The organism is Lysobacter luteus, from assembly GCF_907164845.1.
GTDB lineage: Bacteria > Pseudomonadota > Gammaproteobacteria > Xanthomonadales > Xanthomonadaceae > Novilysobacter > Novilysobacter luteus.
This window is the reverse complement of sequence record NZ_OU015430.1, coordinates 1477142-1492296: the sequence shown is the minus strand read 5'-3', so window position 1 is coordinate 1492296 and position 15155 is coordinate 1477142. Positions and strand designations below refer to the sequence as shown.

The 15155-nt window shown below is 66.4% G+C and carries 16 protein-coding genes; 14 read left to right on the top strand and 2 right to left on the bottom strand.

Going from position 1 to position 15155, the window contains the following annotated elements; all coding sequences use genetic code 11:
• The first annotated feature begins 89 nt into the window (after nt 1-89).
• The 6 genes from KOD61_RS06985 (at nt 90) to KOD61_RS06960 (ending at nt 6097) form a co-directional block, all read left to right on the top strand.
• Entirely contained in the window at nt 90-1460 is a 1371-nt protein-coding gene (locus tag KOD61_RS06985) for a replication-associated recombination protein A (RefSeq protein ID WP_215218012.1), read from the top strand.
• 425 nt (nt 1461-1885) lie between these two features.
• On the top strand, nt 1886-2911 hold the full coding sequence (locus KOD61_RS06980; RefSeq protein ID WP_215218011.1) for a hypothetical protein: 1026 nt from the start codon (nt 1886-1888) through the stop codon (nt 2909-2911).
• A gap of 124 nt (nt 2912-3035) precedes the next feature.
• Nucleotides 3036-3443, top strand: a complete 408-nt coding sequence (locus KOD61_RS06975; RefSeq protein ID WP_215218010.1) for a hypothetical protein — start codon at nt 3036-3038, stop codon at nt 3441-3443.
• A 38-nt stretch (nt 3444-3481) separates the two neighbouring features.
• Nucleotides 3482-4132, top strand: coding sequence for a C39 family peptidase (locus tag KOD61_RS06970; RefSeq protein ID WP_215218009.1), 651 nt, complete (start codon nt 3482-3484; stop codon nt 4130-4132).
• Between the two features lie 98 nt (nt 4133-4230).
• Nucleotides 4231-4629, top strand: coding sequence for a hypothetical protein (locus tag KOD61_RS06965; protein ID WP_215218008.1), 399 nt, complete (start codon nt 4231-4233; stop codon nt 4627-4629).
• 28 nt (nt 4630-4657) lie between these two features.
• A complete protein-coding gene (locus KOD61_RS06960; protein WP_215218007.1) occupies nt 4658-6097 on the top strand; it encodes an autotransporter outer membrane beta-barrel domain-containing protein in 1440 nt (479 codons plus the stop codon).
• Between the two features lie 16 nt (nt 6098-6113).
• Here KOD61_RS06960 and KOD61_RS06955 read toward each other — a convergent pair whose 3' ends face one another.
• The gene (locus tag KOD61_RS06955; RefSeq protein ID WP_251370542.1) at nt 6114-7460 is read right to left on the bottom strand and encodes a M28 family metallopeptidase; all 1347 of its coding nucleotides are present in this window, start codon (nt 7458-7460) and stop codon (nt 6114-6116) included.
• Between the two features lie 207 nt (nt 7461-7667).
• Here KOD61_RS06955 and KOD61_RS06950 point away from each other — a divergent pair, with 207 nt between their 5' ends.
• Nucleotides 7668-8069: a DUF4124 domain-containing protein gene (locus KOD61_RS06950; protein WP_215218005.1), complete on the top strand. Its 402-nt coding sequence runs from the start codon at nt 7668-7670 to the stop codon at nt 8067-8069.
• Nucleotides 8070-8167: 98 nt separating this feature from the next.
• Nucleotides 8168-8329 (top strand): hypothetical protein, encoded by a 162-nt coding sequence (locus KOD61_RS06945; RefSeq protein WP_215218004.1) that lies wholly within the window; start codon nt 8168-8170, stop codon nt 8327-8329.
• Between the two features lie 969 nt (nt 8330-9298).
• Here KOD61_RS06945 and KOD61_RS06940 read toward each other — a convergent pair.
• Nucleotides 9299-9757 (bottom strand): MerR family transcriptional regulator, encoded by a 459-nt coding sequence (locus KOD61_RS06940; protein WP_215218003.1) that lies wholly within the window; start codon nt 9755-9757, stop codon nt 9299-9301.
• Between the two features lie 41 nt (nt 9758-9798).
• On the opposite strand from KOD61_RS06940, the gene KOD61_RS06935 reads away from it, so the two are divergent.
• From KOD61_RS06935 to KOD61_RS06915, 6 genes are all read left to right on the top strand, one after another.
• Nucleotides 9799-10155, top strand: coding sequence for a mercuric transporter MerT family protein (locus KOD61_RS06935; RefSeq protein WP_215218002.1), 357 nt, complete (start codon nt 9799-9801; stop codon nt 10153-10155).
• A 9-nt stretch (nt 10156-10164) separates the two neighbouring features.
• Nucleotides 10165-10455, top strand: a complete 291-nt coding sequence (locus KOD61_RS06930) for a heavy-metal-associated domain-containing protein (RefSeq protein WP_251370541.1) — start codon at nt 10165-10167, stop codon at nt 10453-10455.
• Entirely contained in the window at nt 10415-10660 is a 246-nt protein-coding gene (locus KOD61_RS13000) for a GDCCVxC domain-containing (seleno)protein (RefSeq protein ID WP_407074535.1), read from the top strand. The genes KOD61_RS06930 and KOD61_RS13000 overlap by 41 nt, the downstream gene beginning before the upstream one ends.
• An 872-nt stretch (nt 10661-11532) precedes the next feature.
• A complete protein-coding gene (locus KOD61_RS13110) occupies nt 11533-12057 on the top strand; it encodes a CopL family metal-binding regulatory protein (protein ID WP_407074534.1) in 525 nt (174 codons plus the stop codon).
• Nucleotides 12058-12163: 106 nt separating this feature from the next.
• Nucleotides 12164-14023, top strand: coding sequence for a copper resistance system multicopper oxidase (locus KOD61_RS06920; RefSeq protein ID WP_215218000.1), 1860 nt, complete (start codon nt 12164-12166; stop codon nt 14021-14023).
• 5 nt (nt 14024-14028) lie between these two features.
• A complete protein-coding gene (locus KOD61_RS06915; RefSeq protein WP_215217999.1) occupies nt 14029-15129 on the top strand; it encodes a copper resistance protein B in 1101 nt (366 codons plus the stop codon).
• Nucleotides 15130-15155 lie beyond the last annotated feature (26 nt).

The following is a 15155-nucleotide window of genomic DNA, read 5'->3' as shown; positions in this document are numbered from 1 at the left end:
ATCTGGCAGCCACGTGGGCTGATCATTCCGCGCATCCCGATGCCTTCGCCTTCGGGCGCGCCTTCGCTATCGTGTCGGTTCTCCTCCGGATGACCGACCCCGTGGCGCGTCGCAACACCCCCACCCCCGGTTCCGACCTGCTCGGCAGCGACCCCGCCAGCGACGCACTGCGTCCGCTGGCCGAGCGCATGCGCCCGCAGACGCTCGACGAGATGGTTGGCCAGCGGCGTTTGCTCGCCCCCGGCTCCGCCCTGCGGCGGGCGGTGGAAGCCGGCCGGGTGCACTCGATGATCCTGTGGGGGCCGCCGGGCTGCGGCAAGACCACCCTGGCGCTGTTGCTGGCCAAGTACGCCGACGCGGAATTCCGCGCCATCTCCGCGGTTCTGTCGGGGTTGCCGGACGTGCGCGTGGTGCTGGCCGAAGCCGCCGAGCGCTTCGCCAATGGCCGCCGGACGGTGCTGTTCGTCGACGAGGTGCACCGGTTCAACAAGGCCCAGCAGGATGCGTTCCTCCCGCACATCGAACGCGGGACGATCCTGTTCGTCGGCGCCACCACCGAGAACCCGTCGTTCGAGCTCAACTCCGCGCTGCTCTCGCGTTGCCGGGTGCACGTGATGGAGGCGGTGTCGGCGGACGACATCGCCGAGGCGTTGCGGCGGGCACTGGCCGATGAGGAGCGGGGCCTCGGCGGGCAGGGGCTCGACGTGTCCGGAGAGGCGCTGTTGCAGATCGCCGGTGCCGCCGACGGCGACGTCCGGCGTGGACTGACGTTGCTGGAGATCGCCGCCGAGCTGGCGCTGGGCGAGTCGGGCACCGTCACCGAAGCCACCCTCACGCAGGTGCTGGCCGACCGCACGCGTCGCTTCGACAAGGGCGGCGAGCAGTTCTACGACCAGATATCGGCACTGCACAAGTCGGTGCGCAGTTCCAACCCCGACGCGGCGTTGTACTGGCTCGCGCGCATGCTCGACGGTGGCTGCGATCCGGTCTACCTCGCCCGGCGGCTGACCCGGATGGCCACCGAGGACATCGGCCTGGCCGACCCGCGCGCACAGACGATGGCGATCGAAGCGTGGGACACCTACGAACGACTCGGCAGCCCCGAGGGCGAACTCGCCCTCGCGCAACTGGCGATCTACCTGGCCACCACGGCCAAGTCCAACGCCGCCTACGTCGCCTACAAGGCAGCGCGGCGCGACGTGGTCGAGCACGGCACCCAGGAGGTGCCGCTGCACCTGCGCAATGCGCCTACCAAGCTGATGAAACAGCTCGGCTACGCCAAGGGTTACCAGTACGACCACGAGGCCGAAGGCGGCATCGCGCTGGACCAGACCGGTTTTCCCGACGCGATGGGCGAGCGGACCTACTACCGGCCGGTCAACCGCGGGCTGGAGATCAAGCTGGGTGAAAAACTCGCTCGCCTGCGTGAAGCCCGCGAGAAGGCGCGCGGCGGGGCGTAGCGGCATCGCCAAGCGGTAGCTGGGCTGATACCTAGACAATCGTTGATAAATAGTCTTCAAGTCATTGATTTTTAAGACACCCGAAACACGCCTTAAACCGGAACGCCAATTAGCGTGTCGATTTGGAAACGTCGGCATGAACGGCCCCCGCCAGTCCTGCAGGCCTCACGGCTGCGGCCTGCCAACCAGCATCCGTAACGGGTGACGAGACACGTCAGGTTGCAGGATTGAATCGTTCCGGCACGCCACGACGCGTGCGCGACGCGTCCACATCCCCCTGACCCCGGCGGAAGCACCTGATCGCCAGCACTACCAACGCCTGGCCGCTGTTCTGCCGGCGCTGGCATCGCTCATGCGTATCCAACTGTGCGCCGCTGCGGAGGCACCCCCCTGCATCCGGCCGGCGCCTTTCGAAGGAGAACGACATGCGCATTCGTAAAACACTGGTGGCGTCAGCAGTCTTCCTGGCGCTTGGTTTCACCTCACCCGCCTGGGCCCAGTCAGCTGACGAAGCCGGTAATGGCGACCTCGACCAGGACATCGACGACAGCTACAACGACGAGAGCACCACGCTCGACCTCGCGCTGGACCTCGACGCCTCGCAGACCGACGATCACAGCGGCGACGACCGCAACAACGACGGCGAAGCCAACGCCGACGGCCTGGGCAACGCAGCGGCCAACAACCACAGCAACGCGACCGCAAACTGGGAAAGCTCGTTCAACACCAACATCGCGATCGCATCGACCGAGCTCAACGGGTCGGTCAGCGGCGTAGGCGTGGGCAACATCGGCAATGTCGCGGCCAACGCGGGCGATGCCGACGGTGGTGACGGCGGCGGTGGCGGCTGGGGCTTTGGCGGTGGCGGCGATGGTGGCGACGGTGATGGCGGCGATGGCGCCGACAGCGGCGATTCGATCGCGGCCAGCGTCCGGTTGGGCGGCGCGTCAGCCGACAGCGGCGACACGGACGCCGATGCGGATGCCGATTCCGACAGCGACGCCGCGTCCGGTTCGATCGCTGCGGCGATCGCGGCGGCCCTGGAGGACAACAACGGCGACGCTGATGCCGACGCCGATGCGACTTCCGACTCGGCTTCGGACTCGGGTGATGCCGATTCCTCGGCCACGGCAAGCGCCGATTCGGGCGACGCCGACGCCAGCGACTCCGGCTCGAGCGGCAACGCGGTGGCCACGACCGGCCGCGGCGGTGACGGCGGCGCAGGGAGGGGCGGCGACGGCAACGGCGGCAACGGCAACGGTGGCGACGGCGGCCGTGGCGGCGATGGCGGCTCGATCGCCAACGACGCCGGCAGCTTCGACATGTCCAACCACATGAACGGCTCGGCCAATGCGGCGGCCGGCATCATGGTGGTGGCGCAGAACAGTGGCGCGGCCTCGCTGATCCAGCAGGCGGTCACCGTGCAGGCCAACCTGACCGTCGGTCAGTAACGGCCCCAACGCCCGCGTCCCGTGATCCGGGGCGCGGGACCCACAGCTGCCAGCGGGCAGCCCGGCAGGCGGCAGCGGCGACGCTGCCGCCCTCGTGCATCGGCGCCCGCCCAGGAGTAAGCACATGCGCCCCAATCCTTTCCTGCGTCCCGGCCGGGGACTGGTGACCCTGGTCGCCGCCTCGTGCCTTGCGATGCCCGCACTGGCTACCCCCGGCGACCCTGGCGCGCCAGCGGCTGCATCTGCCCCCACCACGGTCGAGGGCCTTGGCATCGCGCTCGACGCCGGCGGCCTGGACGGCCTGCGCGGTGGCGACGGGGTGCAGCTCGACCTGGTCGAGAACACCGCGCGCACCAATGGCGAGGTCACCGACAACCACGCAGAGAACATCATCAGCGGCAACAACACGCTCTCCGGGGATGCCTTCTCCAATGCGAGCGGCATCAACACGGCGATCCAGAACAGTGGCTCCAACGTGCTGATCCAGAACGCGACCGTGGTCAACGTGCAGTTTGCGGACCCCGGCCTGTGAAGCGGCTTGCGGTACTCGCGGCTCCCGTGCTCCTGGCCATGGCCCTGCCGGGGCCGGCGGGGGCGTCGTCGCTGGGCGTGCGCACCCCGCATGGAGGCGCCTACACGCTCAAGGTCACCAGCCTCAAGGAAGCACGCTACGCGACGACGGTGCCGCAGCAGTACGACTTCAGTTGCGGCTCGGCGGCGACCGCAACCCTGCTGACCTACCAGTACGGCCACGCGGTGAGCGAGCAGGACGTGTTCGTGCAGATGTACCGCGATGGCGACCGCCGCAAGATCCGCGCGGAAGGGTTCTCGCTGCTGGACATGCGGCGTTATCTGGAGTCGCTGGGGTTTGCCGCCGACGGCTTCGAATTGCCGCTCGACGAACTGGAAGAAGAAGGCCTGCCCGCGATCGTGTTGCTCAACGACCGCGGCTACCGGCACTTCGTGGTGGTCAAGGGCGTGCGCGACGGCCGCGTGCTGCTGGGCGACCCGGCCCGCGGCACCCGGGCGATGTCGCGCGAGCGCTTCGAGGCGCTATGGGACAACGGCGTGTTGTTCGTGATCCACAACCGGCGCGAGCTGGCCGGATTCAACCAGCCCGTCGACTGGCGCACCGCGCCGCCAGCACCACTGCAGTCCGGCATCGGCCGGCGGGGTCTCGGCGACATCGTCATTCCCAAGTTCGGACCGGGAGACAGCTGATGGACGCATGCAGGCGCGCAGTCGCACTGCTGGCATTGGCCTTGGCCTGCGGAGGCGCAGGAGCGGGCGAGGGGAGCGGGGCCCTTGGGCCGGAGTGGGTGGCGGTAAGCGCGGAGCGCCTGGACCACATGCGGGGCGGCTTCCAGCTGCCATCCGGGCTTGTGCTGTCGTTCGGCATCGAGCGGCTGGTGTACGTGAACGGCACGCTGGTCGCACAAGCCAGCGTCCAGATCCCGGACGTCAGCGCGATGACCCCGGAGCAGGCGCAGGACCTTGCAGAAATGAAACAGGGGATGCTCGTCCAGATCGGGGGCGGCAACACGTTCGCTCCATCAGGCGCGGTAGACGGCGTGGTGATCCAGAACACCCTGGACGGGCAGGACATCCTCACGTTGACCACGCTCGACGTCGGCGTCGGGACGCTGGGGATGTTCCAGCACCTCAACGCAAACGCGGCGCTGCAGGACGCCCTGAACCGGGCGCCCGGCTCGCCCTGAGACCCCCGAAGCAAGGACAGGCCAACCGATGGACAACCACAAGGGGTGCACCACCATTGCCATGGTGGTGATCGCCAACTGCCTGTCGCTGGCGATTGCCGGCGAGGTACGGGCGCAGAGCGCGGGGTCGGACACGCGGCTGGACACGCTGCAGCAACAGGTCAACGCCCAGAGCGCGCGGCTGGACCAGTTGCGCGACCAACTGGCCGCGCAGGAACGCAACGTGTCCGAGCTGCAACGGGCACTCGACCTGGAGCGGCTGGCCAGCACCCGGGCGCGCGGCACAGGGGATGGAGCGGGGCAGGGTGTCGCCGCGAGCGATCCCGCCGCGTCCGCCACGGCGATGCTGGCCGCGGCCGTGGCTGCACAGGCGGCACCGGGTACACAGGACGACGCAACAGGCGAGGGCGTCGCCGTCGATCGCGCCGTGGCGCAGGGCGACCGGCCGCCCCCGCAACCTGTCGGCCGTGCGCCGGAGCAGGACCTGCGCCCGCCCGAGGTCGCCCAGATCTTCGACCAGCCGGGCGTGCTGACCCCGTCGGGTACGTTCGTGCTCGAGCCGTCGCTGCAGTTCGGCTACTCGTCCAGCAACCGCGTCGCACTGGTCGGCTACACCATCATCCCGGCCATCCTGATCGGCCTCATCGATGTCCGCCAAGTCAAGACCAGCACCGGCACCGCGGCGCTCACCGGGCGGATGGGCATCGGCAACCGCTTTGAGCTGGAAGCCAAGGTGCCGTACGTCTACAGCAGCAGCGACACCGTCAGCCGCGAGATCTTTACCGGCACGGCGGTCGAGAATGTCTTCACCTCCAGCGGCAAGGGCCTGGGCGACATCGAGGCCACCGCACGCATGCAACTCAACCGCGGTGGGCCCGACAAGGCGTTCTACGTCGGCTGGCTGCGCTACAAGAGCCGCACCGGACGGGATCCGTTCGAAGTGGTGACCGACTGCGTCACGCGCTGCGTCGCCAATGCCACCGGCACCGGGTTGCCGTTGGAGCTGCCGACCGGCAGCGGCTTCTCATCGCTGCAGCCGGGCGTGACCTGGCTGTTCCCGTCGGACCCCGTGGTGTTCTTCGGGAGCCTGAGCTACCTGCACAACTTCAAGCGCGACGGGGTCTCGCGCACCGTGCTGACCGGCGCGCCGCCGGAGTTCCCGCAGACCGCCACCGAGCCGATCGGCGAGGTCGAGGCGGGCGACATCTGGGGGTTCAACTTCGGAATGGGGCTGGCGCTCAACGAGAAGGCCTCGATCAGCATCGGCTACGACGCCAGCTTCATCGGCAAGACACAACAGAACGGTGCGGACGCCCCCGGCGCGGTGCGTATCACCCTTGGCACGTTGCTGCTCGGCGCTTCCTACCGGTTCAGCGACCGCCACACCCTCAACGTCGCGCTCGGCGTCGGCGTCACCCGCGACACGCCCGACATGACCTTGACCGCGCGGGTGCCGATTTCACTCTGAGGACTTTCGGGCAGCGCTACGGCGTGGGGGCGTATCCGCCGAAGCTGCCCGCCGCCCCCGGGAACACGACAGGGCTCTCCGCGCCATTGGTGCCGACCGCCGACACCCCGAAGAAGTAGTTGTCGATGACCACGTTCTCCAGGGTGTAGGTGTCCACGTTGCCGACGTAGCGGCTGTGGGTCCATTGCGGCTCGGTGGTGAGGCGCCAGTGGATGCGGTAGCCGGCCAGCCCTGGCGCCTGCGTCGCCGGTGGTCGGGTCCAGCGCAGCGTCGTGTCGGCGGTCACCGCGCCCTCGATGCCGACATCGGCCGGCGGCGGCGGTGCCCACGCCATCCCGGCAAGGCTGACGGCATTCAGGGCCGTCAGCTTGGCCGCATAGGCGAAGTCGACCCCGTCGAGGGTGTCGCCGTAGGTCACGCCGTCCTCGGTACGCAGGTCCTGGTGCTGGCGGTCGTAGTGCTCGTTGGTCTCCATCACGCGCACCGCCGGAGCGCCGACGTCGTTGAACGGCCGATGGTGGCCGCCGCGACCGAAGCGGTCGAGCCGGTAGACCATCATCACCTCGAGGTTGGGGACGTACCGGTCGGCCATGCGGTCGATGTACCGGGCGAGGTTGCGCGAAGGCGAATCGACTTCGCCGCCGGTGAACCGCCGGGCGCGGGCTTCCTCGGGCGTCTCGGTGACGCGGGTGCCTTCGGAGAACACCCGGGCGGTGGTGTTGTCGACCACGCCATTGATGCCGGCGATGTTGCCGATCATGTCGTTGTTGAGGACCGCCTCGATGCGCCAGCCCTTGGCCTTGGCGTGGTCGGCCAGGATCCTGCCGCCGAACAGGCCCTGTTCCTCGCCGGCCAGCGCGGCGTAGACGATCGTGCCGTTGAACCGATGCGTGGAAAGCACGCGTGCCGCCTCGAGCGTGCCGGCGATGCCGGACGCGTTGTCATTGGCGCCGGGCGAGTCGGAGGTGGAGTCCATGACGTCGGACACCCGCGAATCGATGTCTCCACTCATGATGACGACGCGGTCGGGGTCGGCCGAGCCACGCTGGATGGCGATCACGCTGACGACCTCGACCGGATCGGGGATGCGTGTTTCGCCGGACACGGTGTCGCTGACGGTGACGACCTCCAGGCAGCCACCGCAGTCTTTCGAGATGCGCTCGAACTCGGCTTTGATCCAGCGCCGCGCGGCCCCGATGCCGCGTGTGTCGGATGCGGTTTCCGACAGGGTGTGGCGGGTGCCGAAGCCGACCAGCGTGCGGATGTCGGCCTCGATGCGGGCCGGGGAGGGCGCAACCGCGATGTCGTGCAGCGCCGCGACGTCCGCGGGTGGCGTCGCCGCGCGGGCGGCAGCGAAAGACATGGCGAGGCAGCAAGCTGCCGCGATGGACGAGAGTCTCATGGCCATTCCAGTGGTATCCGGACCCCGAGCGTAGTGTCCTCAAGGCCACCGCGTAAACGTTGGCGATCCGCCCGAAGTCGATTTCCCGAGTGCCACGCGCGGCATTCACCGATGCCGGCGGGTCGGCCGATCGGCGAGGCTGTCGAGCCTCCACGGCAAAGGAATGCCATGAATCCCGTCGCACTCATTGCGTTGCCGCTGCTGTTGTTGGGGACGCCGGTCTTCGCGCAGTCCGTCCACAAGTGTGTCGACGACCGCGGAGGCGTCACGTACCAGTCGGGCGACTGCACTGACGGGCGGAGCGTCCGCTCATGGAACGCCGGTTCGCCTGCGGTACCGGATCTGGAAGCGCGCAAGGCCAGGGAACGCGCCAATTCCGCGTATCTGCGCAAACTTGCCAAGCGCCATCGTGGTGGCTCCGGGGGTGCCGGCGCCATCAGCGGACACCGCGATGCACGCAAATGCGAGGCAGCCAGGAACCGGCGATCCAGGGCAGAGGCAAGCACCAAGCGACTGACGCTCGCGCAACTTGAGAAGCTTGGTGATGACGTCTACGAGGCTTGCAAGTAGGTGTCCTGCTTCAAGCGAAGCCCGGGGGCGCCGGCAGCTATGATGCGCGTGGGCCGTGGCCCGTCGAGTGACAGGGATGATTGGGGATCGGTATGAGCATGCAGCTTTGGCTGGTCGTGACGCTGTTTCCGCTGGTTGGCGGCGCACTCCTGATCTACGCGGGGCACAAGCGGCCCGCGTGGCGGGCGCCGATCCGGTGGGCCGCGACCGGCATCATCATGTACGCGCTGTTCGTTGAGGTAGCCCGGTTGTTGGCCTGACGGGGGGCGACAGCTCGGACACGTCGCAGCGTGATCGCAGGTTGGACTCAGGCATCTGGGACTCCGGCATCTGTACTGCTTACATAATATGCATTATGCGAAATCGTAGAACAGGCGGTGCTGGATGCCGCGCCTCCTCTGATGACTGACTCCTTTGATTCGCCACGGGAAACGCGCGATCTCGCCCGTTTTTGCGTCAAGAGTCGCCTCGTTCTCGCGTAGACACCGGATTACACCCCCGAATTTTGCAGCCGCGACAAGAACACGCCGCTTAACCGTAGACATGATGCCTCCATACGGCGGTACTTTTCGATCGCGGATCGGCGGATAACACTGAGCGCCGCGCTCCGACACAAACGCCGATCGCAGAAGTTCCGACCATCTGAAGCTTGAGGCGACCTGTAATGCCCCGTAACCGGGTCCAACGTTTAAGGGGCAATTCTCGGTAGCCAGGTGGGCATCGCGCCGACCACGTCGGAACCTTGGGCGTTCGGCGCCGCTGGACGTGGCCCCAATGCCTCCCGCAGGCTGCGCGGAATTTTGTTGCACCTGTTCTAGCGCTAACAACGCATTCCCAGTCGAACGCCATCTGCCATGCGAGGTCCACCTTTTCCCGAAACGCTTCTGGGTTCTTTCGCTTGAGCTTCTGATTCGGCCCGAGGCTTGGCAGCAGCTCTTCACACTGTGCGTTGACGTCGGGTTTGTCATATCCCTCGTCGCTTGAGCAGCTAGATTCTGCGCCCTGCGGGTGGCCGCCGATTGCCGTTCGTCAGTGACACTTCTGTCACGGGCCGAATCGGCATCCTCGAGGAGTCCTTTGCCTGCTTGGCACAGCGATGCGGGCGGCCCGTGTACGTCATCCGTGGGCCCGCAAGATGATGGCAACGGATCGAAAACGGCTCTTCCTACCCCGATAAATCGATCTAATCCCTGCCCTGCCGATGTCCGCTCTCGGCCACAAGCGGTCCATTACCGCACTCGCGTTCGCCGGGCCGCTCTGGGTGTAGGCACGCTCTTTGTTTGGTCTCCAGCGTGCCCCAGAAGATCGAGCGTGGGGCAGCAGTCGCCTGCAGTGGCCTGGCTGCATTCGGAGATCAGCTCAAGAAGTTCGCCTTCGAGCTGTCGCAGTTCGGCTAGCCGCAAACGGACATCAGCAAGCTTGCGCTCGGTCAGTTGTCGGGTCTGCTCGCACGCGAGCCGGCCCTTGACCTCCAGCAGACCAGCAATTTCTTGGAGCGTGAAGCCCATCGCCTGCGCCCGACGGATGAACTGAAGCCGGGTCACCTCCGCTTGCCCGTACCGACGCACCCCGCCCGCCGGTCGCACCGGCTCAGGCAGCAAGCCCCGGCGCTGGTAGTAGCGGACGGTTTCCACATGCACATCTGCGCAGGCCGCCAGCCGGCTGATCGTGAATGAATTGGCCGTCACAGCTTGACTCCGTACTTAGGTACGGAGACTAGTATGCACCCATGAGTACAAACCCCACTAAGACGTCACTCCCCGCCATTGTTGGCGCGACCCTCGCGGCCGTCGGCGCGTCGGTCTGTTGTGTTGTGCCACTGGCGCTGGTGCTGATGGGCATCAGCGGGGCGTGGATTGCGAACCTGACCGCCCTGGATGCCTGGCGGCCATGGTTCAGTGCGGCCACGTTGCTATGCCTGGCGCTGGCGTTTTGGAATCTATACGGCCCGCCTTCACGCTGCCGCACCGACGGCGAATGCGTCGATCCGCGCGTGCTGCTACGCCGTCGGCGCTGGCTGTGGATCGCCGCGACCTTCATCGCGTTGTTGCTGCTGTTCCCCTACTACGTGACCTGGTTTCTCTAGGAGTAAGCAATGCGCAAGATATTGTTGATTGGCATGACGGCAACCCTGTGGCTGGGCTTGGCGACTGCGGCAACGCCGAAAAAAGTGGTGCTGGACGTCGAGAACATGACCTGCCCGGCTTGCAGCATCACGATTGAAAAGGCGCTCGACAAAGTGCCCGGCGTGACCGGCAAGCACGTCGACACACAGGCGGCAACCGTCACCGTGACCTTCGACCCGGAGCGCGTGACAGTCCCGGCCGTCGCGCGTGCGATCAGCGATGCCGGCTTCCCGGCCAAGGCGAGAGCGAACGGTGGCTGAGTTGACGCTGCAGAGCATCCTGACGTGCCCCGAATGCGGGCACCGGGCCGTTGAAACCATGCCGACGACAGCGTGTCAGTTCTTCTACGAGTGTTCGAACTGCGGCGCCATGCTGCGCCCGAAGAAAGGCGACTGCTGCGTGTTCTGCTCATACGGCACGGTGCCGTGCCCTCCGATCCAGCAGCAGAAGCCGTGTTGCGGGTAGCGCGCGGCTGATCGCTTTGGGTCGGAAGCTGCCGTTCCCTACCCCCGATAAACATCCCTAACCGCCCTGCTGCGGGGCGGTCGCTTTCACCGCAGAGCCGGCATTAGGCAGAACGCGCTCGGGAGAAGCGGTCGTCTTCAGACAAGGGGCCAGTTGAGCAAGCCAGACGCGCGCCTCGTCGAGATCGAGGTTGGAGCTCGCGTAAGTCTCACGCAGCAGCTTGGGCGAAAGCAGTTCATCCCATTTCTGTCTCGCCAAGTTGCCGGCGTTAGCCAGTAATTCATCGGTTGTTGGGGCGACGGCCCCACCCCTTTCTAGAGCATCCCGAGCGACTGGAGCAGCCGCGTCGAGATTTCCTGAAGCTGCTTCTCATCAACGACGCCATTACCCAGGAACAGGTCGCCAATGAGACGGCTTGGAGCCAGACCAAGACCACGCCCCACGCGTTCACATTTCAGCTGGTCTGGGGCGGGGCCGGGATGCTCGCGCGGGCCTTGGTCAACGCACACGAGCAGCCCAGCACTGCGTCGCCAGCTTCGACCTCAACTTACCACGTGTGACCCTGCTGCCCCCGCTCAACGCGCACTTGGCATAGCCGACTTGCAACAGGTGCGATAGGGCGTTCGGCGGTTTGCCGCCCAACGCTTCCTGGCTGCTGACCAGCAGCCGCCTACTCTAGCGACTGCACCCGTACGGCTCGGTCTACCGGGAGCCGATAACGGTCTCCGTGATCGGAGCTGCACGCCAAGACTCATCCCGCGTTGGGCTCCGCGTAGGGCGGCTCTGCGTGAACGTACACAGCGGTGACCTAAGTTACTGATTCCCCTAGTTAAAATGGAGCCAAGCGTCAGGAGGTCAATGGGACCATTTTCATGCGGGGCGCGCTGTACCCCGCCGCCGATGCTAAGTACCTGTCGCTTGCACGCCACTCACCTGGGCTTTACGGCCATCGGTATACTTGCGGCATGCCTGCCCGCTCCATGCTGTTGCAGCTGTTCTTGATTTTCGCCTTGTTGGTCGACGGCATGGGCGTGGCAGTGGCGTCAATGCACGCGAACCACTCCACGGCGGGCATTTCGGACACCCCGGCAGATTCTGCCTCGCAGTCGGCTGCAGAGTCCAAGAAGCCCTGCCATGGCCAGCCCACCGAAGGCTCGGCTCCCCTCGAGGGGCATGCTCATGGCGGAGGCTCTCCTGGAGGGGAAGAACAGCAGTCGCCTGACGACTGCTGCCAGACGGGTGAATGCCGCTGTGCTTGCATGCATCACTGCCAAGCCGCGGTGGTCGCGGTCGTTTTAAATGCCACGGTGCCCGAGCACACCGATAGCGTCCGGCCGATGTACTCGGCCCATGCGTCTCCTGCACTGCCTCACCTGATCCGACCTCCGATCGGCTAAGCGTCCTGCTGCGCCTTACTGGCGCGTTTCCGCCTGCCCATCTCCATGGCAGGCGAGGCATCCGCTCGCAATTCGCGCGAGCCCTCTGACGCTTTACGGAGCTTCCATGTCATCCGATTCTTTCGACCGGGTCGCCGGTGGGCTGCTTGCGCCGTCGCGCCGCCGCTTCGTGCAGGGCTTGGCCGCTGGCGGTGCCGTCGCCGCCTTGGGGTTCTGGCCCCGCTACAGCTGGGCGGTCAATGCCCAAGGCGTGCCCAACATCCTGTCGGGCACCGAGTTCGACCTGACCATCGGTGAGACGCCGATGAACTTCACCGGCGCAACGCGGACCGCGATCACGGTCAACGGTTCCGTTCCTGCGCCGCTGCTGCGCTGGCGCGAAGGCACCACGGTGAACCTGCGGGTCAGGAACGCGCTACCGCCCAACTCGATCCACGGCCATTCAACCTCGATCCATTGGCACGGAATTCTGCTGCCGGCCAACATGGACGGTGTGCCGGGGCTGAGCTTCGACGGCATCGATCGTGGCGAGACCTACCACTATCGCTTCAACGTCGTGCAGGGCGGCACCTACTGGTACCACAGCCACACTGCGTTCCAGGAGCAGGCCGGTCTGTATGGGCCGCTTGTGATCGAGCCCCTCGAGCCGGAGCCTTTCGCCTACGACCGCGACTACGTGGTCATGCTGACCGACTGGACTGATCTTGATCCGACCTACTTGTTCGCCCGGCTCAAGAAGATGTCCGATTTCGACAACTACGCCAAACAGACCGTTGGCGACTTCTTCGAAGACGTCCAGCAGCATGGGCTCACGGCCACACTCCAGAACCGGAAGATGTGGGGCGAGATGAGGATGACGCCGACCGACCTGTCGGACGTTAACGGCAACACCTACACCTACCTGATGAATGGAACCACTTCCCTAGGCAACTGGACCGGCCTGTTCCGGTCCGGCGAGAAGGTCCGCTTGCGCTTTATCAACGGATCGTCGATGACCCATTTCGACGTGCGTATCCCCGGGCTGAAGATGACGGTGGTTGCGGCCGATGGACAGTACGTGCATCCCGTCAGCGTCGACGAGTTCCGCATTGCCACCGCCGAGACCTTCGACGTGATCGTCGAACCCAGCGGGCAGGATGCCTTCACCATCTTTGCGCAGGATCTGGGCCGCACCGGCTATGTCAGTGGCACCTTGGCGGTGCGCGAAGGCCTGCGCGCGCCGGTGCCGTCGGTGGACCCCAAGCCGATCCTGACCATGGATGACATGGGGCACGGAATGATGGGCGGCATGGACCACGGAGCCACGGGCCACGACATGGCCGCGATGTCGTCAGCCGGCGCGATGGCCGGGACGCAGCACGCCGGCATGGACCACAGCCAGCACGGCACGTCGTCAATGAAGCCTGGCCCGATGGCGACGATGGACCACGGCGCAGCCGGCATGCAGCAGCACCCCGCCAGCGAGGAGGGTAATCCGCTGGTCGACATGCAGACCATGAACCCCGCGCCGAAGCTCGATGACCCCGGCATCGGCCTGCGTGACAACGGACGTCGGGTGCTGACCTACGCCGACCTGCGCAGCACTTTCCGCGACCCGGACGGCCGCGAGCCCGGTCGCACCGTCGAGTTGCACCTCACCGGCCACATGGAGCGTTTTGCGTGGTCGTTTGACGGCATGAAGTTCTCCGACGCCGAGCCGCTCCGGCTCAATTACGGCGAGCGCATGCGCATCGTCCTGGTCAACGACACGATGATGACCCATCCGATCCACCTGCACGGTATGTGGAGCGACCTGGAGGACGCCGACGGCAACTTCCAAGTGCGCAAGCACACCATCGACATGCCGCCGGGTACCAAGCGCAGCTACCGCGTGCGTGCCGACGCGCTCGGCCGCTGGGCCTACCACTGCCATCTGCTCTACCACATGGAAGCCGGCATGTTCCGGGAAGTTCAGGTGAAGGAGTGAATGCCATGAACCTGTCCACTCACGACCCACGCACTGCCCTCATGGCAGCGGCAGTTCTGCTGTCACTGGGCGCCGCGCCCGCCTGGGGCCAGGAAGTCGATCATTCCATGCACCACCCGGTCGAGCCCGCCGCGCCAGTGCAGGAGACGCCGGCGCCGCAGGATCCGCATGCCAGCCACCACATGCCGCCGCCTGCCAAGCCCGCGCAGCAGGAACCGTCGGTCGATCACTCGGTGCATGCGCCTGCCGAGTTGGCCTCTGCAACGGATGAACCGGCCGATCCCCATGCAGGACATCACATGCCAACGGCTGCTCCGCCGGCCGAACCGGTGGATCACGCCGCCATGGGCCACGGCACCGTTGTGGATGAGGACCTGCCCGCAACCGCGGCACCGCGCGACCCGATTCCGCCGGTCACACCCGGTGACCGCGCTGCTGCGTTCCCGGACGTCGGTGGCCACGCCGTCCACGACACGGCGATTCATTCGTACTGGCTGCTCGACCGGCTGGAGACCTGGGATGCCGACGACGAAGGCACAGGCGTGGGCTGGGAGGCGCTCGCCTGGATAGGCACCGACCTGAATCGCCTGTGGCTGCGCAGCGAAGGCGAGCGCGTGGGCGGCACCAATGAGTCCGCCGATGTCGAGGTCCTGTACGGCCGCGCGATCGCACGCTGGTGGGACCTCGTCGCGGGCGTCCGCCACGACTTTGGCGAGGGGCCATCGCCGACCTTCGCTGCCGTCGGCGTCATGGGCGTGGCGCCGTACAAGTTCGAGGTCGATGCCACGGCCTACTTGGGCGAGTCGGGCCAGACCGGGCTCGGGCTGGAAGCCGAGTACGAGACGCTGTTCACCAACCGGCTGATCGGCCAATGGCTGGTCGGAGCCGAAGCATGGGGCCAGGACGATCCGGAGCGCGGCATCGGCAGCGGCCTGAGCACGCTGGAAGCGGGCTTCCGCCTGCGTTACGAGTTCCACCGCCAGTTTGCGCCCTATATCGGTGTGGTGTGGGAACGCGCTTACGGCGGCACTGCTGACTACCGGCGCGAACAGTCCGACGACATAGAGGACACGCGCATTGTTGCCGGCATCCGCATCTGGTTCTAGGGGAGACCACCACCATGGCATTCGTA